The following is a 24,905-nucleotide window of genomic DNA, read 5'->3' on the forward strand; positions in this document are numbered from 1 at the left end:
CACGGAGCTGGTCGGCGTGCCGCCCAGCGTCTATCGGCGCGAGGCGGCGAGCGCGACGGCGGGGATGCCGTCCTGTGTGGCGAAACAGGTGACCAGACCTGGGCGCGGTACAGGCGCCGTGCCCAGGCCGAGGACGTCGGCGTCTCTCCCGACGGCACCGGAGCGCGTCGGCTCGTGATCGGCGGCGGTGCCGGCCCTTCACCTACCCGGTCGGGTCCGCATTGGGAGGCCGCATCGCTGTCGCCGACGCCCTGACGGCCGCCGAATGAACCGGCCGATGACCGACGGAGCCTCTCCTCTGGGACAGGGGCTCTCCACGAACTGACTGGAGGAAGTATGACGGGCGCGCCGCCGCGTGGGCTTGAGGAGAGGCTGCGGGACACTCGCGCGAAACTGGAGAGCGATGTCGATCTCTGGGTCGCGACGTCGGGCTCCCCGGGCGGAGTCCACCTCATCCCGCTCTCATACCTCTGGGACGGGACCGCGTTCCTCATCTCGACACCGCGCGCCTCGGTCACCGGCCGGAACCTGCTGGCGGACGGCCGCGTGCGACTCAGCCTCGGGCCGACGCGCGACGTCGTCCTCGTCGACGGCACCGCCGAGCCGGCGGACATCGCAGACCTCGGCCCGGAGAAGGGCGACGCGTTCGCGACCAAGACCGGTTTCGACCCGCGCGAACTCGACGAGCCCTACCAGTACTTCCTGGTCCGGCCGCGGCGCATCCAGGCCTGGCGGGAGGCGAACGAGTTGCAGGGACGCGACCTGATGCGCGACGGGCGCTGGCTCGGCTGACCGCGGCACGGAAACCCCCGCCCCACCGCTCGCCGGGCTCTCGTGGTGCCAAGCCGGCCGGTCCGACCGGCCGCAGCAGCCTCATGGTGATGGTGGAGCCGAGGGCCGCCCGCTTCTCGCGGACCCGGATTGCGCGGTGCGCGGTGTCTCTCCGCTTCGCCGCGTCCTGTCGTCGCCCTCGGCTCACTTCCATAGCACCACAACCCAACGATGAGCAGTAGAGCCCAACGGCCCAGGCCGAGGGGCCGAAGGGCTCTATGAAGCCACAGGGCCGCGTCGCGCCCGCTCACCGGCCGGGGCGCTCTATTCGCGGTGCAGTACGACCTTGAGGGCGCCCGTGTCGGTGCCGTGGGCGAAGACCTCGTAGGCGTCCTCCATCCGGCTGAGGCCGAAGGAGTGCGTGACGAGCTGGGAAATGTGCAGGCGTCCGGACGTCACCAGGTCGAGCAGCCAAGGAGTGGAGGAGGTGTCGACCTGGCCGGTGCTGATCGTCACGTTCTTGCGCCACAGCGCCTCGAGATGCAGCGTGGCCGGCTTGCCGTGCATGCCGATGTTGGCGATGTGCCCGCCCGAGCGAACGACCCGTGTGCACAGGACGAAGCCCTCCGGATCCCCGGCGGCCTCGATGACCACGTCGGCGCCGGGCCCGTCCGCGAGATCGGCGATCAGGCGCCCGGGCACTTCGGCGGAGTCGGCCCCCAGCCGGCCGGCGGCTTCCAGCCGGGCGGAGGACAGGTCGACCGCGATGATTCTGCGCGGTGAGTAGATCCGCGCGGTGATGACCGCGGCAAGCCCGATGGGACCGGCGCCCACCACGACGACGGTGTCCCCGGGGCTCACATGCCCGTTCCGCACCCCGACCTCGTAGGCGGTGGGGAGGACTTCGGCGAGCAGGACCGCGTCCTCCAGGGCCAGGGCGCCCGGCCTGCGCTGGGTGGAGTAGTCGGCGAAGGGCACCCGTACGAACTCGGCCTGTGTTCCGTTGACCAGGTTTCCGAGGATCCACCCGCCCCCGCCGTGGCACTGTCCGAACATGCTGTCCCGGCAGAGCGGGCAGTGGCCGCAGGCCGAGACGGACGACACGATCACCTGGTCGCCCACGGCCATGGAGTGGACCTCGTGCCCGACCTCCACCACTTCGCCGACGGCCTCGTGGCCGAGTACCGTTCCGGGCTTCACCTCGGGCAGGTCTCCGCTCAGGATGTGCAGATCAGTGCCGCAGAGGGTGGTGGTGTCGACGCGCACGATCGCGTCGGTCGGGTCCTCGATCACCGGATCCGTGACCGTGTCCCAGGAGATCTGGCCGGGGCCGTGGTAGACGAGTGCTCGCATGGTCATCCACTCCCTGGCTGACTCGGCCACCTCCCTCCACCCTCGCTCTCGAAAGAGGTGGCGGCAACCTGGGCCGTCGGACTCCTCTGAAGCGTCGGACCCGGGCCTGCCGCCTGCCACGCCTCCGCGCCGGGGTTCCTCCCTGTACGGCCCACGATGCGGGAATGCGCCACGTCCCGCGAGACCCGCCTTCGAACAGCCCCACCATCGGGCTCACTCGGCGGGTCCACTAGTCCGGCTCCATGTAAGGGCGGCGGAAGACCGGGACCTGGCTGGTGGCATGGGGGCGGATGGCCGCCAGCGCCTGGACGACCGCTGACTCCAGGGAGCCACTCGTGTCGACCCTGACGGCTTCTGGCCAGGGCGGTTCCGTGGCCGCCATGGCGGTGGCCACGTCGAGGCCGGCGTCGGACGCCCCGGGTGCGCGGGTGGTCAGGCGGGCGGCCGTCGTCTCCCCCGGAACCCGGCAGTGCAGGGCCACCAGGTCGGCGTGGGTGCGTTCGGCCATGCGCAGGGCGGCTTCGCGCTGTCCCGCGTCGGTCCAGGTGGCATCGAGGACGACGGACTCGCCGCGGGACAGCAGCGTCGACGCACGGTCGAGCAGGGCCGCATACGTCTTGTTGGTCCATTCGGGTGAGTACAGGCCCTCGCCGTAGCCGGCGGCTGCCGACTGCTCCGCAGGGATGCCCGCCAGTTCCTTGCGGAGGCGGTCGCTGCTGAGCAGGGTGACGCCCAGCCGATCGGCGAGTGCGCCGGAAAGCGTCGACTTCCCGCTGCCCGGGAGACCGCCGACGAGGGTCAGGCCGACGGCGGAGACGCGCAGGTGACGCACGGCGGTCGTGATCAGGCGGCGTGCCGCCGCCTCCGCGCGGGGCGTGCCCTGGCGTGCCTGGATCAGCGAGACCTTGGCACGGACGAAAGCGCGGTAGGCGACGTAGTGATGCCGAAGGGAAGGCGGGGCGGGGTCGCCGGAGTACTCGCCGTACTCGGCGAGGAAAAACGCCGCAGCCTCCGGGGCGCCGAGCTGCTCCAGGTCCATGGCCAGGAATGCGGCGTCGTCGAGGCCGTCGACGTAGCGCAGGTTGTCGTCGAACTCCAGACAATCCAGGACGCGCGGGCCGTCGTCGAGGCAGAAGACGTCCTCGGCGAGCAGGTCCCCGTGCCCGTCGACCACCCGGCCCTGCTCGATCCGGGTGTCGAACAGATGCCTGCGACCGGCGAGATAGCGGCGCACCAGCCGCTCGACCTCCTCCACGCCGTCGGGCGCGGCGCCGTCGTCGGACAGTGCGCGGACCTGGGCGAAGCTCGCCTCCCAGCGCGAGGACAGCGCGTCGCGCGTGCCCTGCTCGTCCACCTCCCGGCTGCGCGGCGCCCTCGCGTGATGGGCCGCGAGCAGCCGGGCGACGGCTCGCAGGGAATCGTCGACCGCCATGCCCTCCCGCACGAGCTGGGAGAGCCGCCGCTCCGTGGGCATGCGGCGCATCACCACGACGGGTTCGGGCAGTTCCGCGTCCGGGCTGCTGAATTCCCCGATGCCGAGGTAGACGTCGGGGGCGAAACGGCGGTTGAGGGCGACTTCCCGCTCGCACGCAGTCTGTCGGGCAGCCACCGTGGTGTAGTCCAGGAACGTCAGGTCGACCGGTTTCTTGACCTTGTAGGCGCGGTCCCCGACGAACATCACCACGGCCGTGTGGGTCTCGCGCACCTCCGCACGCGGAAGCGGTGGAGTCCCGCGAGCGGCACCGGGCCGGAGCACGGACACGTCGGCCCGCCGCTCCGACACCACAGGCTCCCCGTAGTGGCTCGGCTCAGTCATGGGGGATGACGGCGACAGGGCAGCGCGCGTGGTGGACGGCTGCCTGGCATACGGGGCCCAGGTGTGGTGCCGGGGCGTGGTGGGTGCGACGGCCCACGATCAGGAGTTCGGCGCGCTCGGCGGCTTCCATGACGACCCTGGCGGGGCTTTCGAGGCGGATGACGTCCGTCACGGCCACGCCCGGAAACTTCTCACGCCAGGGGCGGAGGGCCTGGCTCAGGTGCTTCTGCGCGTCCTGGACGATCTCCCGGGTCACGGTGTGGTCCACGCCCCACGGGGCGTACGCGTGGATCGGTATGCCGCGGCCGTGGACGGCGCGGAGGGGCTCGCCCCGGGCTGCTGCGGTGGTGAAGGCGAATTCGAGTAGGTCGTCGCACGGGCCGTGCAGTTTCAGCGCCACCACCACGCCGCCTGCCGCACCTGACGCGGGCGCCGAGGGCCTTTCTGCACCCTGGTCGGCGCGTACGAGGACCACGGGCCGCTCGGCGCTTGCCACGACGCTCATGCTGATGTCGCCGAGGAAGTAGCTCTCCACGGGGCTCAGGCCCCGTGAGCCGAGCACGAGCATCTCGGACTCCGCCGCCGCTCGGATCAGTGCGTCCTGGGCGTCGTCGGCGACCAGGTTGCCGACGACGGTGAGGCCCGGGTGGTGTGCCTGAAGTTCCGTCTGGGCGTTGTGCACGAGCTTCTTCGCCCAGTAGTTCTGGTCGATTTCCGAGGGGATGTTGGTCGGTTCCGGCGCCAGTAGCGGCCACGCGTGCAGAAGGCGCAGGGTGAGTTTGCGCCGCTGGGCTTCGTCGGCGGCCCAATGGGCAGCGGCAAGGCTCTCGGGTGAGCCGTCGAGGCCCACGGTGAGGACTCGTTCCATGGCGACTTCCTCCGTCTCGTACGAAGCTGGAAGGACGGTGTGTGTGCCGCTGTCCGGCTGCCGGCGTCCCGTGGTCGGTGGCTGTTCAGGCCGGTTTGCCGGGCGTGCTCGGCGCGCCGTATGGGCGTCTGGTCGACCTGTTGAGCACGGAGCTTCTCCATCGAGGAGTACCCCAGATCTCCTCGCGGCGCATGTGGTCCCCGCGACGGCGGCGAACGGGCGGGCGATGACGTCCGGGCAATGACGTCCGGCATGAGAAGGAGGCGGAAGCGATGGCGGTCCCCCTGGTGGTCGGCATCGACGGGTCCGAGGCGAGCCTGGAGGCGGTGGACTGGGCCGCGGACGAGGCGCTCCGACACGACGTGCCGCTCCATCTCCTGCACGCAGCCGCAGTGGACCAGGAGGCCTCCGATCTGGTCGCCGCCGCCTCGGAGCGAGCCAGAAGGAGTGCGCCTGCGGTGCGGCTGTCGAGTGAGGTGCTGTCCGAGGACGCGGCGTCCGCCCTGGTCGACAAGGGACGCAACGCGCTTGCGCTGGTGGTCGGGTCCAGAGGGCTCGGTGATCTCGCCGGGTTGCTCCTCGGCTCGGTCAGCCTGGCTGTGGCGGCCCATGCCGACTGCCCGGTCGTCGTGGTGCGCGGCGGGGAGGAGCAACGGCACGGCCGCCTCGGGTGCGTCGTTGTCGGAGTCGAGGACGGGGAAGGCAGTGGTACGGCCGTGCAGTTCGCCTTCCGCGAGGCCCAGGTGCGGCGCTGTCGGCTGGTGGCGGTGCACGCCTGGAGTGTCCCGGTCGGGAACCCCGGGCCTCCGGGCCTGTCCGGATACGCACTCCAGGCCCTCGACCGGCCGCCTGAGCAGGTGCTCGCCGACGCATTGCGCGGCCCCGCGGAGCGGTATCCGGAGGTGCCGGTGAGCAGCGAGGTGGCCGAGGGCCCGGCACGACATGCTCTCCTGCACGCCGCGTCCGATGCTGACCTGCTCGTCGTCGGAGCCCGCAGACGACATGGGCACGTCGGTCTGCAGCTGGGCCTGGTCAACCATGCGGTGCTGCATCACGCGCCGTGTCCGATCGCGGTCGTTCCGCAGATATGACCGGGCACGTGGTGGTGGGGGAGAGGGACTCACCAGACTCACTCACCGGCAACAGCAGGAGGCCGGACCATGAGCGCACAGGATTCGCAGCACACACCAGGTCCCGTCAGCCGCACCAGAAGCACCCGCCCAGATCCGGAACCCCCTCGCGCCACGGGCGATGACCTCCGGGCGACGGGCCGCGCTCACCGGTGAGGTCCGCCGCCGTATCGATGACGAGGTCCTGGCCCCGGCCGCGGGACCTGCGCGTCCCTCAGCAGGGCGCATCCGGGTCACAGCGGGTCCGTACCAGCAGGATGAGGAGGACAGCGATGCCCCATACCGTGGAATGGAAGGTGCGCCTCTACCTTTTCGAGGACGAGGGAACGACCAAGGCGCGTGTGGTGCTGAAGACCGGCACCACAGAGCTCACCGGGCACGGAGCGGCGCACCGGAACCCCGCCGACACGGACGTCCCGGAGGTCGGTGACGAACTGGCGGCGGGCAGGGCCATGCACGACCTCGGCCGGCAGCTGGTGGACATCGCCGAGCGCGACATCGACGTCCTGGGCACGCCTGCGACCGGGCAGAGCGCCCGCCCGGAGACCGGCTGGCCGATGCCGGACCAGAACCAGGGAGCGTGACGTGGATCGCCGGCGGGGGTGAAGTGCCGTTGGCGGAAGCTCTGGAGGGCACAGCCGCCCGGTCACCCGGGATCGGGTTCTCGACCGCGACGGAGCCACCGGTGCGTTCTCCGCAAGCGGCTTGACGAGCTGCCTGATGCATCCCGTGCGGCGGCCCGCCGCACGTGGCACGTTGAGTACAACAGCGTTCTGAGGAAACGGCGGCGATCATGCGAGCTCAACTCGGCGATCAACTCGTTGTCGAAAGCCCTGTCACCGGTGCCACCAGGCGCGACGGCGAGATAGTCGGACTCCACCATGCGGACGGGACGCCTCCCTACGATGTGCGCTGGTCGGACACGGACGAGGTGACCCTTGTCTTTCCCGGGGCGGACGCACACATCCACCACATCGAGCACCGCCCCGGCAGCGCCCCTGAGCCTTCGCGGCCGAGCGAGGACGAGTCCGGCGGGCAGTGGCACGGAGAGCCGGGCGGGTCCCGGTTCGGCAGGCGTCCCAATCCCGGTGACATCGGCCGACGCGTCGCCGCCGCGCGGACCCGCCAGGGACTGACCCGGGTGGAGGCGGCTCATCGCGCCGGAATAGCCCCGGGGTACCTGGCGTACCTCGAAGAGCAGCCGGCCGACCCGACCATGGCGAGTCTCATCAGGCTGGGCGACGCGCTGGGAACCACCGTCACCGCCCTGCTCGGGGGCGGCGTCGATCTGCCGCCCGGCCAGGGCCAGGCGGCACTGCACCCGCAGTTGCGGGACCTCTCCCGCGACGAATGCCGCGCCCGGCTCTCCACGCACGGCGTGGGACGTGTCGCGGTGTCGACACCGGACGGCCCGGCCGTGGTTCCGGTGAACTACGACGTCGTCGACGACGAGATCGCGTTCCGGACCGCACCGGATTCGGTCCTGGCGGCGGCCGTGGGATCAGAGGTCGCCTTCGAGGTCGACCACGTGGACGAGGCCATGAGCCAGGGCTGGAGCGTTCTTGTCGTCGGACCCGCGCGGGTCGTCACCGAGCCCGACTCGGTGCGAAAGCTGGTCGAACGCGCCCACACCAAGCCCTGGCCAGGGGGCGAACGCCAGATGTGGGTGTCGATCCAGTCCATGCGCATCACGGGGCGCCGCATTACTTCGGTCGAGCCGTGAGTGAGAACGGTTCTCGACCACGCGGTGACTCGCGCCGGCGCAGGCCCTCTTCCACCCTGGTCGCGGGGCCGCATCGGCCGACCTTCACTGCGCGCCGGCCGGTCCGGCCGGAGAGGCGGACCCGCCGGTGAGGCGGGGCTCGACGTCGACGACGCCTTCCACGGCGCGCACGAGGCGCACGGCGACCGAGATGAGCGAGGTGTCGCGGATGTGGCCGCGGAGGGTGACCACTCCCTCGTCCACGTTCACGTGGATGGCGTGGCTGAACGCCGGGAAGAGGTAGGACACCACGGTGCGGCGGACCTCCTCCTCGATGTCCTCGTCCGACCGCAGGAAGACCTTCAGCAGATCGCCACGGCTGACGATGCCCTGGAGCATGCCGATGTCGTCGACCACGGGCAGACGCTTGACGTGCCGGACGGCCATGATCCTGGCCGCCTGGGCCAGGGTGACGTCGGGGTGGACCGTGATGGCAGGGGTGCTCATGAGCTCTCCCGCCGTTGCCGCCCCGGCCTTGGCGACGTCGGACAGACGCCCGCGTTGCTCGGAGAGGCTCGGGTCGCTGTCACGGAACTCCTCCTTGGGCAGCAGGTCGGCCTCGGAGACAACACCGATGACGCGGCCTTCGCCCTCAAGGACGGGCATGGCGCTGACGTTCCACTGCTCCATGGTCCGGACGATCTCCTTGAAGGGCGCGTCGCGTCCGACAGCCACGACCGTCAGGGTCATCACATCGCTCACGACGTGCGGTGTCGTCGGCACTTCAAACCACCTCGTCTCGCCTCGTCAGGGCACCTCGCCCGCACCGTAGGGCGCGTACAGGTCGAGCAGTCGCACCCGGGCGGACCTGAGCCGGCGCGAGAGCACACCGACGGTGTAGGCGCACACCTCGTGATCCAGCCCGGGGTCCTTCGCACACATCTCGAGAACCGCAAGGGCGTCGAACTCGTAGGCACGCACCGGGCTGCTGGCCTCGGCGCCCAGATGCCAGTGATGGGGAGGGACCAGCCAGGACCAGCCCAGCATTTTTCCGGCATCGAGCGTCTCGATGACCGCTGGGCGTCGGCCGGGAACATGGAGGTCGAGAGCGACTGTGCCCGTGTGGATGATCCAGAAGTGGTCGGCCTTGCCGCCTTCTTCGAAGATGCGCTCGCCCGTCGCGAACGACACCTCACGAGCGAGTGACATGAGCTGCTCGCGATGTTCCTTGGTCAAGGCGCTGAAAACGCCGGTCCTCGCAACCACAATGGCCGTCCCTTCTCCGTGACCTCGAAGTGGAGGCGGGCGCCTGTCCGGTCACGGACGCCTCGGCACGCGGCCGATGCGGAAGCCCTGGCGGCGGGAGAACCTGGCGGTGACTTCCTCCCGGCCGCATGACTCCACGATCGCCGCAAAGCGGCGTGACGCAACCCGGGCCGAGTCACTTCGGGAGTCGATCCGCGTGTCGCGGTGGGCCACGGGCGGTGCGACGGTATTCACAGGAGGTTCTCGCAGTGGCCGGGCAGGAAGGCGGTGGGGACGATGGAGCTCCCGCTGGTCGTGGGTGTCGACGGATCGGACTCCAGCCTGGAGGCCGTGGACTGGGCGGTCGACGAGGCGGTGCGCCACGGGCTGCCCTTGCGGGTCGTCCACGCCTCCCTGTGGGAGCGGTACGAGGGAGTCCGTCCGTCCTTCGGCACCGGCCGCCCGTCCGAAGCGATCATGGCGGAGCACATCGTCGCGTCGTGCGCGGAACGTGCCCGGCTCCGTGGCCCGGAGCTGAAGGTGTCGAGCGAGGTGCTGCCCGAGGACGCCGTGTCCGTGCTGCTGCACGCGGGCCATGAATCCTTTGCCCTGGTCATGGGATCCCGCGGTCGCGGCACCCTCGCCGGGATGCTGCTGGGGTCGGTGAGTCTCGCGGTCGCCGCCCGCGCGGTCTGCCCGGTGATCGTGGTCCGTGGCGGAAAGCGGAACCGCCAGAGCTCCTTCGGCCGGGTCGTGGTCGGCGTCGGCGACTCCACCGAAAGCCCGGCCGCCGTACGGTTCGCCTTCCGTGAGGCCGAAGTGCGCGGCTGCACGCTCAATGCCGTACGGGCCTGGCGCCGCCCGGCCCATGAGCACGTGGACCATCCCTTGATGGCGGATGACGCTGCCCCCGTCCACGAGGAACGGGCCTCCACCCTCCTCACCGACGTACTCCGTGACCCCGTACGGGAGCACCCGCAGGTCGACGTACATCGGCAAGCGGTCGAAGGCTCCGCCCACACAGTCCTCCTGAACGCGTCGGCCGACGCCGACCTGATCGTCGTAGGTGCGCTGAGGCGGCACGGCCACTTCGGTCTGCAGCTCGGCAGGGTCGCGCACGCCCTGCTGCACCACGCCGAGTGCCCGGTCGCCGTCGTCCCGCAACGAGCCTGAACTCCGGCCCTCGGGCCGCTCCTGCACGGCTCATGAAGGAGAGCTTCTCCCGAGGAGAGGGCGAGGACGTCGGATGTCGGAGTGGACCTGGGAGTACGAGGGATACGACCCCGCTGCCGAGCGGCTGCGCGAATCGCTGTGCACGCTCGGCAACGGCTACTTCGCCACCCGTGGCGCCGTGCCCGAGTGCAAGGCCGGCCTGGTGCACTACCCGGCCACCTACGCGGCCGGGGTCTACAACCGCCTGGAGTCGACCGTGGCGGGACGGCAGGTCGTGAACGAGGATCTGGTGAATCTCCCGAACTGGCTGCTCCTGCGGTTCCGTCTCCGCTCGGCGGACGGATCGGCGGGCCCGTGGTTCTCTCCCGACGCGCGACAGCTGCTCGAGTACCGGCACACCCTGAACCTGCGCCGGGGCACGCTGACGCGCACGTTCCGTTACCGGGACGCCGTGGCAGGCGTGCTGGGCGTGCAGCAGACCCGCCTGGTACACATGGCGGATCCTCACCTGGCCGTGCTGCGGACCGTTTTCACGGCCGAGAAGTGGTCGGGAGAGATAGAGGTCGAGTCCGTCCTCGACGGCGGCGTCATGAACAGCAACGTGCATCGTTACCGGTCCCTCAACCGGAACCACCTGGCCCACGTACGGACCGGGGCGGTGGGGGCCGACACGACGTGGTTGCGCTGCCGCACCAGCACGTCCGACATCGGCATCGGAATGGCGGCCCGCACGGTAGCCGTCGGACAGCCGCCCGCGTCGTCGGAGGTCCGTACGTCCCGCCACCGTGCGGTGCAGCGACTGGTGATACCGATCGCTCCGGGGCGGCCCGCCGTGGTGGAGAAGACCGCCGCCCTGCACACCTCACGCGACCTGGCGATCGGCGACCCGTACGGGGCGGCCGTCGACCGGGTGACCGCGGCGGGAGACTTCGCGGCGCTCATGGACCCGCACGTCGCGGCGTGGGCGCGGTTGTGGCGGCGCGCGGACATCCAGGTGCCCGGGGAGGCGGGCCGCGTCCTGCGCCTGCACCTGTTCCACGTACTGCAGACGCTTTCCCCGCACACCACGGAGCTGGACGTGGGCGTTCCGGCCCGGGGCCTGCACGGAGAGGCGTACCGGGGGCATGTCTTCTGGGACGAGCTGTTCGTGCTGCCCTTCCTGAACCTGCACTTTCCGGAGGTGTCGCGAGCGCTGCTGAACTACCGCCACCGGCGTCTGCCGCAGGCGTGCCGCGCCGCCGGCGAGGTGGGCCGGGCCGGGGCGATGTACCCGTGGCAGAGCGGCAGCGACGGGCGTGAGGAGACCCAGCAGCTGCATCTCAACCCCCGTTCGGGCCGCTGGCTGGCGGACAACTCCCGGCTCCAGCACCACGTCGGCTCGGCGATCGCCTACAACGTGTGGCAGTACTGCGAAGCGACCGGCGACACCGAGTACCTGCACACCAAGGGCGCGGAGATGCTGCTGCAGATCGCCCGCTTCTGGGCGGACGCCGCAGACTTCGCCCCGGACATCGGCCGCTACCGCATCCGCGGCGTGGTCGGCCCCGACGAGTACCACGACAGCTACCCGGAAGCCGCCCGGCCGGGCCTCGACGACAACGCGTACACCAACGTCACCGCCGCCTGGGTCCTCAGCCGTGCCCTGTACCTGGTGCGGAACCTTCCGGCATGGCGCCGGCAGGAGGTGTTCGAGCGCATCGAGCTGGACAGCGGCGAACTCCCGAAGTGGGAGGACATCTCCCGGCGGCTGCGGGTGCCCTTCCACCAGGGCGTCATCAGCCAGTTCGACGGCTACGGCGACCTCGCCGAACTGGACTGGGACGGCTACCGCGCACGCTACGACAGCATCCGGCGGCTGGACCGGATCCTCGAGGCCGAGGGCGACACCGTCAACCGCTACCAAGCCTCCAAACAGGCCGACGTCCTGATGCTCGGCTACCTCTTCTCGCCCGCTGAGCTCCGCGACCTGTTCCGCCGCCTCGGCTACGACATGGACGACGAGATCTGGCGCAGGACCGTCGACTACTACCTGAAACGCACCAGCCACGGCTCCACCCTCAGCGGCCTCGTCCACGCGTGGGTCCTGGCGCGCGTCAGACGGGCCGAGGCGTGGACGTACTGCCGGGAAGCCCTGGAACAGGATGTCGCCGACCTGCAGGGCGGCACGACCGGCGAAGGCATCCACCTCGGCGCCATGGCCGGAACCCTCGATCTGGTGCAACGCGGCCTGACCGGCCTGGAGACCAGACAGGACGCACTGCGGCTGGACCCGGTGCCGCTTCCGGCGCTGTCCGAGTACGGATTCTCACTGCGTTACCGCGGCCACTGGGGTGTCGGCGTCCGGCTGCGCAGCGGACAGTTGCGGATCGGTGTGCCCGACTCGGAGGAGTCACCGATCCGTGTGGTCCTGACCGACCGGGCCGTCACCGTCGCACCGGGAGAGACCTGCACGCTGCTGCTGCCGGAAGACTGATCCACAGGAATCGAGGTATCCACGGCTTCGCCGACCCGTCGGCTGTCGACCCGGTCCTCCCGCACGTGCGGCCGGACGAATCGGCGAGCAGGGTGTTACGGAGGAATGGCTACGAAGGCTGTGAGAGGAGGCGGACCGTCATGCAGAACAAGGTGCTGGTCGCCTATGGCACGACGAACGGGTCGACCGCGCAGATCGCGGAGGCCATCGCAGAGGTCCTGCGCAAGGAGGGACTGACGGTCGAGGCGATGCCCGCCCGGTCCGTGAAGAGTCTGGAGTCGTACGACGCCGTGGTGGTCGGCGGTGGCCTGTACGCGGGGCGCTGGCACAAGGACGCACGGCGATTCGTCCGACGCCATGCCCGCGAACTGACCGGGCGTCCGTTGTGGCTCTTCAGCAGTGGTCCCCTCGACGCCTCGGCTTCGGAACGCGACATCCCACCCGTCCCCGGGGTCCGCCGGACCATGATCCGGCTCGACGCCCAGGAACACATCACGTTCGGCGGTTGCCTCGAAGAGGGAGCCAAGGGATTCATCGCCCGGAAGATCGTCTCCTCCGGAAAGGGCGGGGACTTCCGTGACTTCCATCAGATCGAGGCGTGGGCCGCGCGAATCGGCAACGAACTCGTGAAGGAGCCGCCCCGGAGCTGAACCGGATGGCCTGGCCGGTACCCCGGACTCGTGGGCACCGGCCAGGGGCCGTCGGCGTCCGGGCGATCACGCGTGTTCTTGCGGAGGGGTCGTCTCCGAGCCGCCCAGGTCCAGACGGAACGGTGGGTACTCGTCCGTCATCAGTGCGGCGTAGGCGGAGACTCGCAGGACCCACCGGTTGAGGCCGATGATCAGGTCGAACAGATCCTTCGGATACTTCTCGGTGAAGGCGAGGATCACGACCGCGATGACCGTCAGCAGCGCGATCAGGCCGCCGGACCACCAGCCGAGGTGGGCGCCGCCGACGAAGAAGCCGATGACCATGTAGTGCGGGATGGCCAGGAGCCACCACTTCACCAGCACCAGGCCGCGGGAGAGCCGCTCCGGGTAGGCGATGTCCAGCCGTGCCGGGTAATCCGGTTCCTCGCCCAGGCTGAACGGCGGGTACCGGTCGGTCCCCAGGGCGTCGTACGAGTAGTAGGCGACCCGCCAACTCCAGCGCATCACACCCAGGTTGAAGTCGAACAAGGCGCGGGGATAGCGCTCGGTGAACAGGATGGCGAAGAACGCGATCACGGTCACCACGGAGAAGGCCATCCAGAGGAAGCACAGGACCACGTAGTGCGGAATGGCGAGGATCCACTTCACGAGCCACAGCCATCGGGACAGTGGGGAGTCGATACGCGCGTTCACCCGGACCGGGTGGCTCGGGAATCCCACCAAGGTCGTCATGGTCATCAGCTCCTTCGCCCCGGCGGTTGAGTCGCCAAGTGGGCTCATGACCAGCCTGACTGCTTCCGCGTGCCCCCGCGAGGGCAGTGTGGGCCTGTTGGGGGACCGGTCGGACTACGCGAGGGCCGACCGGTCCCGCATCATGCGGCCTTGCGCCCCCACTGCGGTCCGGCCTGGTCCCACTCACGGCCCCATTGGTCGTAGCGCTGCTGGTCGAGGCGCCACTGTGCGAGGCGTCCGGCGGCGAACGTCAGACCACCGAAGGCGAGCGCGGCCCCGGTGCCGAACAGGGCCGCCTCGGCGGCCGCCGCACCCGCGGTCGGCGGTTCGGCGGCGAGCTGCCCCTGGCTGTTCATCCAGATAACGACCTTCGATCCGGCCTTGCGCCCGGAGTCCACCAGGGTCCGGCCGGTACGGGTGGAACCGTCCGACGCCGTCCAGCGGACCTTCGCCCGGACGCGCTCGGGTGCCGTACCTTCCCCCGTCGGTACCGCGCCGAACGTGCTCTCCATGAGGACGGCGGGAACCGAGTGGCGCTCGCGCCGCAGTTGCGCGAAGGACTCATCGGCCGCGTGGGCCGTCACCAGGCCGACGAGAGTGCCGCCCAGCGCGATGACCGTCCACACGGCCAGCACGATCCAGGCTTCGACGATGTCCGTGTGCCGGCGCAACGGATTGCTCCGCCACCGCCACCACCTCTGCCTCGTTCGCCTCACCTTGCGCATGGGACTGCACCTCCTCGACGTCCCTGACAGGAAGGTGACACGCGCGCACGAGCGGCGGCAGGGGCCGACCGGACGGCATCGTGGGGCCGTCCGGTGCACCCCTCACGTCCGGCCTTGGGCGGGTCGGCCCTGCTGCGCAAGCGGTGGCCGGGGCTGCCTTGGCGAGGACGGCAGGCTGCCGCAGGCAAAGGGGACCGACCTGCCCATGCGGACGGCAGCCGTCACGGGCAGGCTGGAAGTGGGTGGCCGCGCGCAGCTGCCCGACGCCGCTGTCGCCCACGACCGGTACCCGGAAGGCCCAGGAAGGGATCGTCATGAAAGCACTCGTGTTCCACGGCTCCGGCGAGTCCGCCTGGGAGGAGATCACCGACCCCGGCCTGCAGGAAGCCACCGACGCGATCGTCCGCGTCGACGCCGTGACCATCTGCGGGACCGACCTGCACATCCTCAAGGGCGATGTGCCGGAGGTTCGCCCCGGCACGGTGCTCGGCCATGAAGCCGTCGGCGAGGTCGTCGAGGTGGGCAGCGACGTACGCGGTGTCCGCCCCGGCGACCGCGTCCTGGTCTCGTGCATCACGGCCTGCGGCCGCTGCCGCTTCTGCCGTGAGGGAACGTACGGACAGTGCCGCGGCGGCGGAGGCTGGATTCTCGGCCATCTGATCAACGGCACCCAGGCCGAGTACGTCCGCGTGCCGTACGCGGATCTGTCCGTGTACCCGCTTCCCGGTGCGGTGGACAGCAAGGACGCCGTCCTGCTGGCCGACATCTTCCCCACCGCCTACGAGGTGGGTGTTCTGAACGGGCGCGTACGGCCCGGAGACACCGTCGTCGTGGTCGGGGCGGGACCCATCGGACTCGCCGCGATTGCCACCGCCCGGCTGTACACACCCGAGAAGATCATCGCCGTGGACCTCGCCCCGTCCCGGCTGGAGGCCGCCAAGCGCCTGGGCGCCGATGCCGTGGCCGCGGCGGGTGAAGAAGCCGAGCAGCTGGTCGCCGACCTCACCGAAGGGCTCGGTGCCGACGTGGTCATCGAAGCGGTCGGGGTCCCGGAGAGCTTCGAGACATGCATGCGCATGGTGCGGCCCGGCGGGCACGTGGCCAACGTCGGCGTGCACGGCAAGCCCGCGACACTGCACCTCGAGGACCTGTGGATCAAGAACGTGACGATCACCACCGGCCTGGTCGACACGTACTCCACTCCCACGCTGCTGCGCATGATGGCCGCCGGCCGTCTGCCTGCGACGTCCATGGTCACCCACACCTTCCCGCTGGACCGCATGGAGGAGGCGTACGACGTCTTCTCCAAGGCCGGCGACACCGGTGCGCTCAAGGTCGTTCTCGGCGGCCAGCAGCACGACGTCCTGACGGTCCGGGCGTCCTGACCCGAGGAAGCGAAGGCCCGGGTTCGTGCCCTGCGGCGGCACTGGATCCCGCGGCTGCGCGACGGCCATGCAGCGGCCCTGCGCCGCGGTCGGCCCTGTCACCAGCCTGATGCGTGGCGGCGCCCGGTGCCATGTCCCGCGTTCGCCGTGCCCGAGGCCGAGCCACGTCCACGGACAGTCGACCCACCCGGGCGCTTGAGGCGTGCCGTACGGCGACCGATGCCTGCTCTGGGACTCGTCGTCGAAAGCCTGATTGCAGGAGGTCTGATGAAGCGGCTCACCGAGCAGGTGGCGATCGTCACCGGCGGAGCACGGGGAATCGGAGCCGCGATCGCGCGGCTGCTCGCGGCCGAAGGCGCAGCCGTGGTGGTCGCCGACGTCCTGGATGCCGAGGGCGCGGCGTCGGCCGCGGAACTCGGCGGCCGGAGCCGGTACGTGCACCTCGACGTCACCAGCGAGGAAGGCTGGAAGGCTGTGGTGGCGGAAACGGAACGTGAGCTGGGCCCGGTCTCGGTGCTGGTCAACAATGCCGGGATCGTCGAGTGGGCCACCATCGAGGAGCAGACCCTGGAGTCGTTCCGCCGAGTCGTCGACGTCAACCTGCAGGGCGCCTGGCTGGGTATCCGTACCGCGGTGCCGTCGCTGCGCCGTGCCGGCGGCGGTGTGATCGTGAACATGTCCTCCAGCGCGGGGTTGACCGGCTACGCCGGCGTGGGGGCGTATGTGGCCAGCAAATGGGGACTGCGCGGACTGACGAAGACCGCGGCGCTGGAACTCGGCGCCGACCGGATCCGGGTCTGCTCCGTTCACCCGGGTGTCGTACACACCGCGATGACGGCCGACATCGACGAGTCGTTCGCCTCCGGACAGCCCATTCCGCGTTTCGGGGAGCCGGAGGAGGTCGCCCGCATGGTCGCGTTCATCATCGCCGAGGCCACCTACTCGACAGGCACCGAGTTCGTCCTGGACGGTGGCGCGACGACCGGCACTCCCGCTGCCCTGCCGTCCGTCCGCTGAGCAGAGAGGATGTCGCACTGCTCGGGTCGGACGCCGAGGGTGACTTCGGTGGCGCCCTCGCCGTGCACGGCCCGCAGGGCCGCCCGGGGCAGGGGCAGGAGCACCCCGCCCCCACAGCCGGACGGGCCGACCAGGACCATGAACTCGCCGTCCGCGATCTCCGGATCGAGCCCCGACACGGTCGGCATGCCCCTCGTCGTGTGGTGGCGTGCGGGACGCGCGGCGAGGGACGTACCGCGGCCCGAAGGGGGTGCCGCGGCTACGGAGTCGAACGGATCGGTGGACGCGGGCAGAGACCGGATGTCCTGCCATCGGCCCGATCGGCTTCGGAGGGAACAGGACAGTACCCAACGCTCGTCCGGTGCCCGCGGACTGAGAGTCAGGCAGGAACGACGGCGAGCGGGCACCGAGTGTGCTGCGCGACGGCGTGTGCGACCGGGCCGAGCCCACTGCCGGCCCGCCGCCCCACCACCATCAGCTCCGCGTTGCCCGAGGTCCGGACGAGAGCCCGCACGGAGTCGAGGAGGACGACGTCCTCCAGGACGCGCACGCACGGGTACTTGGCCCGCCACGGCTGCAACTCATAGGACAGGAGCGCCATGTCCTGATCCACGCGTGCGGCGTAGGCAGGGGCCGAAGGTGCAGGGGAGTTCCGCCCGGTCTTCGTGCCCGGAGGAGACCCGGCGTACAGCGCGTGCAGCCGTGCTCCGCGCAGGCGTGCCGTGTCGAAGGCGAAGTCCACCGCGCCGTCGGCCGGGTCACGGGCGTCGACCGCCAGCGTCACCTTGTCCGTCCGCCCCGGCGGGCCCGCACCCGCGTTCCCGCCCGGCACCAGGACCACCGGGCACGCGGCGGCCCCGGCCACGGCCAGCGCCGTCGACCCGAGCGGAAGTCCGGCGGAGCCCCCCTCGCCGCGCACGCCGAGCACGATCATCTCCGCGCTCCTGCTCTGGAACAGCAGCGCCCTTGCCGCCGCCCCGGCAAGCCGCACCGACTCGATCCGCAAGGCTGGGTGCCGAGCCGCGAGTTGCGAGGCCACGTACGGGGCCACGGTCTCCGGGCGGTACGGCCACAGCTCGGCCGCATCCAGATCGCCCAAGGGCGTCACATGCACCACGCGCAGGGTCAGCCCGCGTGAGATCGCCTCGTGGGCGGCCCAGTCGGCCGCGATGCGGCTGCGTGCCGACCGGTCGACACCGGCGACCACGACTCGCTCCATCACGGTTCGCCTCCAAGGACGTGGGCCGTCTGTCGCCTCGCGGCACGGCGGGCCGCGAGCGCGGAGGGGAGGCTCTCCCCCTTCCCACCGTGCCGTGCCGAACCGTGCCCGGGCATGGGCCGGATGGCCCCCGGGGAGGACCTCGTAGCCCCTCCCCGCACGACGGCTGCCGGACGACGCTGGTAGGAGGAAGGGACCGAACGTTGGAGGTGCGCGTCATGCTGCTCCCCGTTGTCGCCGGAGTCGATGGATCGGCCGAGAGCCTGGCCGCCGCCGAGTGGGCGGCCCGCGAGGCAGTGCGCCGCGATCGACCGCTGCGTCTGGTGCACGCCTGGAACTGGCACCCCCGCCAGGGCGCGGGCGAGCCCGCGACCGCCGTGCAGCGGCACCTGGCACGGCGCGTCCTGCGTCAGGCGGAGGACCACGTGCGCGCCGCGTGCTCCGAGATCCGTCCCTACGACGAGCAGGTCGAGGGGCCGGCGACCGAGGCCCTCCTGAGGGCCGCCGAGCGAGCCGACCTGCTGGTACTGGGCTCGCGCGGACTGAGCGGGTTCACCGGATTCCTCGTGGGTTCGGTCGCGCTCGGTGTGGTGGCCAAGGCCATGCGTCCCGTCGTCCTCGTCCGCTCGGAAGAGGAGGCGGCGGACGAACATCTTCCGGCGGCCGACGGAAGCGCATCGACCCGCACCGGCTACCGGGACGTGGTGCTCGGCATCGACCTGGGTGAACCGTGTGACGAGGTGATCGAGTTCGCCTTCCAGGCCGCTCGGCTCCGCCACGCACGGCTTCGGGTCGTCCACGCCTGGCGCGCGGCGTCCCCGATCGGCCTCGGGCCCGGCGACATAGGACTGGTGACCGACTCTCAGCAGGCTGACGAGTGGCAGGGCTATCTGTCCGCCGTGCTTCAGGTGTGGCGCGACAAGTACCCCGACGTGGAGGTCGATGCGACGGTGGCGCCGGGCAAGGCCTCCAACGTGCTCGTCCGAGCCGCGACCGGAGCGAGCCTGCTCGTGGTCGGACACCGCCTGCCCGAGAGGCCGGTGGGACCGCGTACCGGCCCCGTGACACACGCCGTGATCCACGAGGTCGGCTGCCCCGTGGCCGTCGTACCGCATGAGTGAAGAGGCTTCCGGACGAGACCACCAGCACGACCGAGACCACCAGCACGACCGAGGCCACCGACACCACCAACACGAAACCGAGGCCACGGACACCACCGAGGAGCACGGGCAGTACTGATGACAAGGAAGGTGACAGTCATGATGAGGCCAGTTGTCGCCGGTCTGGACGGTTCGCGAGAGAGCGTCGCCGCGGCCGACTGGGCGGCCCGGGAAGCCCTGCGCCGAGGACTGCCGCTCCGTCTCGTGCATGCCTGGGAGGGACTGCCGGACGCGGAGACCGAGGCGACCCTGCCCGAACTTCGGGCACCCCAGTACCACGCACGCCGGGTGCTGCGCGCCGCCGTCGACCGGCTGAACGAGCGCTACCCGCAGCTGTACATCGCCGCCGAACAGGTGCGCAAGCAGCCCGGCCCCGCACTGCTTGCCGAGGCGGAGAACGCCGAACTCCTCGTCATCGGGAGCCAGGGACTCAGCGGCATGGGCGGGTTCATGTCGGGCTCGGTCGCCATGGCCACCGTGGCCCACGTCGAACGCCCCGTCGTTCTCGTGCGGGCGGGCGACACCGCGCAGGACGAACACCTGCCGGACAACGCCGGCAAGCCGTCCACCCGTACGCCCGGCCGTGACGTCGCGGTTGCCCTCGACGTCGACGGCCCGTGCGATGAGGTACTGGAGTTCGCCTTCCACGCAGCGGAGCTGCGCCGGGCGCCGCTGCGTGCCGTACACGCCTGGCACGTGCCGCTCACCCGCGGCATCCCGGACACCGAGACGCACGCACGGATCAGGGCGGACGCGGAACGGGAACTCAGGGCCCTGCTCCAGCCGTGGCGCGAGAAGTTCCCCGCCGTGCTCGTCCGCGAAGCGCTTTATGAGGGACGTCCGGCACACGTCCTCGTACGGGCCGCGGACGGGGCGGGCCTCCTGGTCGTGGGCCGCCGCAGGCGGCGCGGCACGGTCGGCTCGCACACCGGCCCGGTCGCCCACGCGCTGATCCACCACGTGTCCCGGCCGGTCGTGCTGGTCCCGCACGACTGACGACACGGAGACGGGCCGCCGGGTACGCCGATGAGTGCGGGCGCCTCCGCGAGCCCATTGCCGGCGGCGAGTTCGTCGCCGACTCGGGATCTGCCGCTCCATCGAGCGGGGTGCGCCGGGCCACGCCCCTGCCGGCGGGCGCGATGCGCAGCCTGACGTCGTCGACGGCGGTCCCCGTCCGCCCGGACCCGCGCGCGGACCGCCGGCCCCGTGCGGGTCACGGAGCGAGAGAGAAGTAGCTCTCCTCCTCCTGGACGAAGTGCAGGCGCAGCAAGGTGTGGAGCCCGTAGAGGCACGCCCGCAGGTCGTCCAGCTGCTCCTTGCTCGGACCGCTGTCGGCGTCGGCGAGCGTGAGGTGGGTGGAGATGCGCCGGGCCAGTCGTTCGATCTCCGCGTGGGCCCGGCTCATGGTGGCGGTCGCCTCGGGACCGCCCAGGGAGGGGGCCAGCGCCGGGTAGAGCTGGTGCTCCTCGGCGTACTCGTGCGGCAGCAGTCGTTCGGTGAGCAGCCGGTGTGCCTCGCGTACCGCTGCCAGCGCTTCGGGACCGGTCCTGTCGGAGAGGCGGTCGGCGGCGCCGCGTACGGCTTCGAGAACGTCCTGCAGGTCGTCGTGCTCGGCGGCGAAGCGGTGGATGAGCGCCTCCGCGGTGGGTCGGAGCGTCGGCGACGTCGCCGGTCCCACGCGCAGGGCGCGCAGCGCGTTGAGGATCACCGCGACGTCTATGCCCTCCTGGAGCAGAGCGCCGGCCGCAGGCGGGAGCAGTCCGAAGGCGGCCGCGACCATGGCCGCGAGGGACAGCACCATGCCGCCGAGGGCGCTCTGTACGGCGATGCGCCGCGTGCGGACGGCAAGGGTGACGGCGTCGGCCAGCCGGTCCACCCGGTCGGTGGTCATGACGATGTCGGCGGCCTCGGAGGAGGCCGTGGAGCCGCGCGCCCCCATGGCCACGCCCACGTCGGCGGCGGCGAGGGCCGGGGCGTCGTTCACGCCGTCGCCCACCATCACGGTGACCGCGTGCGAGCGTTCGGCGCGCACGGCGGCGACTTTGTCCGCCGGAGCGAGACGGGCCCGCACGCCGTCGAGACCGAGGACCGCGGCGATCTCGCGCGCGGGCTCGGGCCGGTCGCCGGTCAGCATCACGAGCCGCTCGATGCCCGCCGCGCGCAGCCGACGCAGGGTCCGGGGCGCGTCGTGCCGCAGCGGGTCACGCAGGAGGACGGCGCCGACGAGGCTGTCGTCGACCGTCAGCCAGGCGACGGCAGCTCCGTCCAGGAGCGCCCGGTTGTCGGCCGAGCGAGCCCACGCCGGCGAGCCGGCAGCGAGATCGACGCGGCCGATGGCCGTCGAGTGGCCCTCGACGGTGCCGGTGGCGCCCCGTCCGGGGGCCTCGGACACGTCCTCGGGTACGGCGAGTTCCAGTCCGCGCTCGTGGGCCGCGTCGACGAGGGCCTCGGCCAGGACGTGCGGCGAGTACTGGTCGACAGAGGCGGCCAGCCGCAGGACGTCGGCCGGTGTCCGGCCCGGTGCCGGGCACACGTCGAGCACGCGCGGACGTCCGGCGGTGAGAGTGCCGGTCTTGTCGAGCAGCAGCGTCCGGGCCCGTCCCAGGTTCTCCAGGGCGCCGCCGTCACGGATCACCAGCCCGAACCGGGAAGCCCGCGACAGGCCGGAGACGATCGCCACCGGTGCCGCCAGAAGCAGGGGACAGGGCGTTGCGACCACCAAGACCGCCACCGCGCGTACGGCGGAACCGCTGACCAGCCAGGCCAGCCCGGCGGCCGTCACGGACAGTGGCAGGAACCAGGCCGCGTAGCGGTCGGCCAGGCGCACGACGGGAGCGGATTCCGCACCCGCCTGCCGGGCCAGCCGCACGATCCCGGCGTACGTGCTTTCCTGTTCCGTCGCCGAGGCCCGAAGCTCGAACGCTCTGCCCGCGTTGACCACACCACTGCGCACCGTCTCGCCCGCCGCGCGTTCGAGGGTCGCGGACTCACCGGTCAGCACCGACTCGTCGAGCACCGCTGAGGTGCCGACGACGCGGCCGTCGACGGGGACGACCTCGCCCGGTCCGACGACGAGCAGGTCCCCGACGGCGACCTCGGCGAGTGCCACGGTGCGCACCTGGGTGTCGTCGCGGCGGCGGGCGGTGCGGGGCGCGTGTTCCGACAGCGCGCGCAGGTCGCGGGAGGCGCGCCGCTGGGCTGCGGCTTCGAGGGTGCGGCCGGTGGCGAGCATCAGGGCGATGAGGGCCCCGGCCAGGTACTCGCCCACCGCCAGGGTGCCGCCGAGCGCGAGGACCGCGATCAGGTCCACGCCCGCGTGACCGCGCCGCAGCGCGGTCAGCACCCAGCCCACCGCGGGTGCGACGGCGACGACGGTACCCAGACCCCAGCACAGATCGGCGACGCCGGGAGCACCGAAGAGCCGGAAGATGCCTCCCGCCGTGAGGGCAGCGGCCGTGATCGTCAGGAGCACCGGCTCGAGGTGCGTGGGCAGGGACAGTTCCGCGACCCGACGGCGCACCGGTTTACCCGTGATGAAGCGGTCCATGGCAGTCCTCACAGGAGTGCTGTCGGCACCTCAGTCGTGCGGTACCACGGCGACGGGGCACGGGACGTGGTGCAGCGCCGCGTGCGCGACGGGTCCGAGTTTCCAGGTCAGCGGGGACGGGTGCCGACGACGTCCCACGACGGTGAGCCGGCTGTGCGCGGACGCGGACAGCAGCACATGCGCGGCCGGGCCGGTGGCGACCTGTGCCACGGCGCCGACGTCAGGGAACTTCTCCCGCCACGGGGCCAGTTCGGCGGCGAGCCGCGCGTGTTCCGCCGCCTCGTGGCGGCTGTCGGCGTGGTGATGGGGCACCAGGGGGGACAGGGCCCGCACCGCGCGTACGGCGCTTCCGTGCAACTCCGCGTCGGCGAAGGCGAATTCCAGCAGCAGGTCGGCGGACGGCCCGGGCTCGTGCAGGCCGACCACGACCTCGTTCCGGTCCGCCGCCGCAGGACTGTCCCAGCCGGCTTCGACGGCCGCGTCTTCGGCCCGGACGGTGACCGTCGGGCACTGGGCGAGCCCCAGCACGTGCAGGCTGATGGAGCCGAGCAGGAAGTTCGCCAGGGCGCCGTGTCCACGAGACCCGATGGCCAGCATGGACGAACTCCTGCTGTGTTCGAGGAGCGCCTGGGAGGCGGGTTCCGACACCAGTTCCGTCGTGAGGGTCAGATCGCCGTAACGGTGAAGCAGTTCGGCTTCTGCCCGCTGCAACACGCCGAGGCCGTAACGCTGCTTGCTGAGGGCCTCCTGGGCGATGGGCACGTTGAGCGGCTGGGTGGTCCAGGAGTGGAGCAGGATCACGGGCAGATGCCTGTCTGCGGCCTCCCCGGCGGCCCACCAGGCGGCCGTCATGCTCGCGGGGGTGCCGTCGAGTCCCACGACGACGGGTCCGGCCATGGCGCACCTCCAGTGTCGGCACGACAGGTGAGGACCGCGTCCGGCTGCCGTGTCCGTGTTCCCGTTCCGTACGTCCAGAGTGATCGCCCCACGGCTTGCGGGCGAGGGCCGGATGGTGCCCTGTGGGGTCCCGTTCGGCCCTGTGTGGGGCGTGGGTGCAGGCTCGACGTCGAGCCTGCCCGTCGCAGAGATCGCGGAGATCGCAGAGATCGCAGAGATCGCGCCGGGGGAGGCGGACCCCCGCGGAGGGGCCCCGCGGCCCACGCCTTCACCCGAATACGCTTTCGCACGTCGAGCACGCCACCGCCGAGTGGGGCGACTGGTACAAACACCCCCGGCTTCACGGTGAGACAGGGCACATCCACCAACTGAGATTTCCATCGAACCAGGCGAGGTTCAGGTCGTGTCCCCCGCCGAACTCGAAACGCCCACGTACGAGGCGATGCCCCTGCTCGACACGGTCACGGGTCAGGACTCCTCAAGGGAACCGGCGTTGAGGACCAGTTGACCAGGCAAGCCGATTTTGTAAGAAGCATTGACGAATAGGTGGAGGGCTCCTACCTTCATGGCCGTCGTACTCCATACGTCATATACGAAACACGGTTGCAACGGAGGGGCCGCATTCTCCGGTGCGACGGCAGACAGCGCGACGCCGACAGTACGACGCGCGGCAATGAGGCGTTTCAGATCTTGATCATCCGCACCTCCTGGGCTCCGATATGTCATGTCCGCAACAAAAACGGGACAACGTTCATGAACGTGCACTCCACGAGGAAGGAACAGCATGCGCAGAACGACATCCGAACGTCCGAGGGCCGCATCGCGATTACGCCGCTGGGCTCGAACGGCCATCGCGGCGGTCCTGGCGGTGCCGATCCTGGTGATCGGTGCTTCCGCGGGCCCCGCGCAGGCCGCCACGCCGAGCGCCGGCGGTACGTACACCCTGGCCGTCACCAAGAGCGGCATGTGCCTCGACGTCGTCAACATGAGCACTGCCAACAAGGCCCTCGTCCAGCAGTGGAACTGCGTCGGCAGTCAGACC

At 71.0% G+C, this 24,905-nt stretch carries 23 protein-coding genes; 12 read left to right on the plus strand and 11 right to left on the minus strand.

Annotation, left to right across the window (positions count from 1 at the left end):
* The first annotated feature begins 336 nt into the window (after positions 1-336).
* Complete coding sequence (locus tag ADK57_RS02530) at positions 337-792, plus strand: pyridoxamine 5'-phosphate oxidase family protein (RefSeq protein WP_053747668.1); 456 nt, start codon at positions 337-339, stop codon at positions 790-792.
* A gap of 303 nt (positions 793-1,095) precedes the next feature.
* On the opposite strand, the gene ADK57_RS02535 is transcribed toward ADK57_RS02530, so the two are convergent.
* The 3 genes from ADK57_RS02535 to ADK57_RS02545 form a co-directional block, all read right to left on the minus strand.
* On the minus strand, positions 1,096-2,124 hold the full coding sequence (locus ADK57_RS02535; protein ID WP_053747683.1) for an alcohol dehydrogenase catalytic domain-containing protein: 1,029 nt from the start codon (positions 2,122-2,124) through the stop codon (positions 1,096-1,098).
* Positions 2,125-2,353: 229 nt separating this feature from the next.
* Positions 2,354-3,829, minus strand: coding sequence for an AAA family ATPase (locus ADK57_RS02540; RefSeq protein WP_053747684.1), 1,476 nt, complete (start codon positions 3,827-3,829; stop codon positions 2,354-2,356).
* A 103-nt stretch (positions 3,830-3,932) separates the two neighbouring features.
* Positions 3,933-4,808: a universal stress protein gene (locus ADK57_RS02545; RefSeq protein WP_053747669.1), complete on the minus strand. Its 876-nt coding sequence runs from the start codon at positions 4,806-4,808 to the stop codon at positions 3,933-3,935.
* Positions 4,809-5,080: 272 nt separating this feature from the next.
* Between ADK57_RS02545 and ADK57_RS02550 the strand changes: the two genes are divergently transcribed.
* From ADK57_RS02550 to ADK57_RS02560, 3 genes are all read left to right on the plus strand, one after another.
* Positions 5,081-5,899 (plus strand): universal stress protein, encoded by an 819-nt coding sequence (locus ADK57_RS02550; protein ID WP_053747670.1) that lies wholly within the window; start codon positions 5,081-5,083, stop codon positions 5,897-5,899.
* Positions 5,900-6,210: 311 nt separating this feature from the next.
* Positions 6,211-6,522 carry a DUF1876 domain-containing protein gene (locus tag ADK57_RS02555; protein ID WP_053747671.1) on the plus strand — a complete coding sequence of 104 codons (312 nt, stop codon included), beginning with the start codon at positions 6,211-6,213 and terminating at the stop codon, positions 6,520-6,522.
* A 209-nt stretch (positions 6,523-6,731) separates the two neighbouring features.
* On the plus strand, positions 6,732-7,661 hold the full coding sequence (locus ADK57_RS02560; protein ID WP_053747672.1) for a pyridoxamine 5'-phosphate oxidase family protein: 930 nt from the start codon (positions 6,732-6,734) through the stop codon (positions 7,659-7,661).
* 84 nt (positions 7,662-7,745) lie between these two features.
* Here the strand turns inward: ADK57_RS02560 and ADK57_RS02565 are convergent, their stop codons facing one another.
* Both ADK57_RS02565 and ADK57_RS02570 read right to left on the minus strand, forming a co-directional pair.
* The gene (locus tag ADK57_RS02565; protein WP_078972911.1) at positions 7,746-8,423 is read right to left on the minus strand and encodes a CBS domain-containing protein; all 678 of its coding nucleotides are present in this window, start codon (positions 8,421-8,423) and stop codon (positions 7,746-7,748) included.
* 24 nt (positions 8,424-8,447) lie between these two features.
* Positions 8,448-8,849, minus strand: coding sequence for a Crp/Fnr family transcriptional regulator (locus tag ADK57_RS02570; RefSeq protein ID WP_053747674.1), 402 nt, complete (start codon positions 8,847-8,849; stop codon positions 8,448-8,450).
* A gap of 333 nt (positions 8,850-9,182) precedes the next feature.
* Here ADK57_RS02570 and ADK57_RS02575 point away from each other — a divergent pair, with 333 nt between their 5' ends.
* The 3 genes from ADK57_RS02575 (at position 9,183) to ADK57_RS02585 (ending at position 13,181) form a co-directional block, all read left to right on the plus strand.
* A complete protein-coding gene (locus ADK57_RS02575) occupies positions 9,183-10,058 on the plus strand; it encodes a universal stress protein (protein WP_053747675.1) in 876 nt (291 codons plus the stop codon).
* Between the two features lie 73 nt (positions 10,059-10,131).
* Positions 10,132-12,531: a glycoside hydrolase family 65 protein gene (locus tag ADK57_RS02580; protein ID WP_053747676.1), complete on the plus strand. Its 2,400-nt coding sequence runs from the start codon at positions 10,132-10,134 to the stop codon at positions 12,529-12,531.
* Positions 12,532-12,671: 140 nt separating this feature from the next.
* Positions 12,672-13,181, plus strand: coding sequence for a flavodoxin domain-containing protein (locus ADK57_RS02585; RefSeq protein WP_053747677.1), 510 nt, complete (start codon positions 12,672-12,674; stop codon positions 13,179-13,181).
* Between the two features lie 66 nt (positions 13,182-13,247).
* Here the strand turns inward: ADK57_RS02585 and ADK57_RS02590 are convergent, their stop codons facing one another.
* Together ADK57_RS02590 and ADK57_RS02595 are read right to left on the minus strand one after the other, a co-directional pair.
* Positions 13,248-13,913 carry a DUF4389 domain-containing protein gene (locus ADK57_RS02590; RefSeq protein WP_053747685.1) on the minus strand — a complete coding sequence of 222 codons (666 nt, stop codon included), beginning with the start codon at positions 13,911-13,913 and terminating at the stop codon, positions 13,248-13,250.
* A gap of 140 nt (positions 13,914-14,053) precedes the next feature.
* Complete coding sequence (locus ADK57_RS02595) at positions 14,054-14,584, minus strand: hypothetical protein (RefSeq protein WP_324612173.1); 531 nt, start codon at positions 14,582-14,584, stop codon at positions 14,054-14,056.
* A gap of 368 nt (positions 14,585-14,952) precedes the next feature.
* Here ADK57_RS02595 and ADK57_RS02600 point away from each other — a divergent pair, with 368 nt between their 5' ends.
* Both ADK57_RS02600 and ADK57_RS02605 read left to right on the plus strand, forming a co-directional pair.
* Positions 14,953-16,023 (plus strand): zinc-dependent alcohol dehydrogenase family protein, encoded by a 1,071-nt coding sequence (locus tag ADK57_RS02600; protein ID WP_053747686.1) that lies wholly within the window; start codon positions 14,953-14,955, stop codon positions 16,021-16,023.
* A 267-nt stretch (positions 16,024-16,290) separates the two neighbouring features.
* On the plus strand, positions 16,291-17,040 hold the full coding sequence (locus ADK57_RS02605; protein WP_053747679.1) for an SDR family oxidoreductase: 750 nt from the start codon (positions 16,291-16,293) through the stop codon (positions 17,038-17,040).
* Here ADK57_RS02605 and ADK57_RS46730 read toward each other — a convergent pair.
* Positions 16,962-17,228 (minus strand): hypothetical protein, encoded by a 267-nt coding sequence (locus tag ADK57_RS46730; protein ID WP_078972912.1) that lies wholly within the window; start codon positions 17,226-17,228, stop codon positions 16,962-16,964. The two genes, ADK57_RS02605 and ADK57_RS46730, sit on opposite strands and share 79 nt — an antisense overlap.
* A 191-nt stretch (positions 17,229-17,419) precedes the next feature.
* The gene (locus ADK57_RS02610; RefSeq protein ID WP_053747680.1) at positions 17,420-18,259 is read right to left on the minus strand and encodes a universal stress protein; all 840 of its coding nucleotides are present in this window, start codon (positions 18,257-18,259) and stop codon (positions 17,420-17,422) included.
* A 218-nt stretch (positions 18,260-18,477) separates the two neighbouring features.
* On the opposite strand from ADK57_RS02610, the gene ADK57_RS02615 reads away from it, so the two are divergent.
* Complete coding sequence (locus ADK57_RS02615; protein WP_053747687.1) at positions 18,478-19,380, plus strand: universal stress protein; 903 nt, start codon at positions 18,478-18,480, stop codon at positions 19,378-19,380.
* Positions 19,381-19,518: 138 nt separating this feature from the next.
* Positions 19,519-20,415 (plus strand): universal stress protein, encoded by an 897-nt coding sequence (locus ADK57_RS02620; RefSeq protein ID WP_053747681.1) that lies wholly within the window; start codon positions 19,519-19,521, stop codon positions 20,413-20,415.
* Positions 20,416-20,632: 217 nt separating this feature from the next.
* Here the strand turns inward: ADK57_RS02620 and ADK57_RS02625 are convergent, their stop codons facing one another.
* Together ADK57_RS02625 and ADK57_RS02630 are read right to left on the minus strand one after the other, a co-directional pair.
* A complete protein-coding gene (locus ADK57_RS02625; protein ID WP_107091463.1) occupies positions 20,633-22,966 on the minus strand; it encodes a heavy metal translocating P-type ATPase in 2,334 nt (777 codons plus the stop codon).
* A gap of 30 nt (positions 22,967-22,996) precedes the next feature.
* The gene (locus tag ADK57_RS02630) at positions 22,997-23,863 is read right to left on the minus strand and encodes a universal stress protein (RefSeq protein WP_053747682.1); all 867 of its coding nucleotides are present in this window, start codon (positions 23,861-23,863) and stop codon (positions 22,997-22,999) included.
* 784 nt (positions 23,864-24,647) lie between these two features.
* Between ADK57_RS02630 and ADK57_RS46735 the strand changes: the two genes are divergently transcribed.
* The coding region (locus ADK57_RS46735; protein ID WP_199830458.1) for an RICIN domain-containing protein at positions 24,648-24,905 on the plus strand (258 nt) is incomplete at its 3' end.

The organism is Streptomyces sp. MMG1533 (assembly GCF_001279775.1).
In the GTDB taxonomy this organism is placed as follows: domain Bacteria; phylum Actinomycetota; class Actinomycetes; order Streptomycetales; family Streptomycetaceae; genus Streptomyces.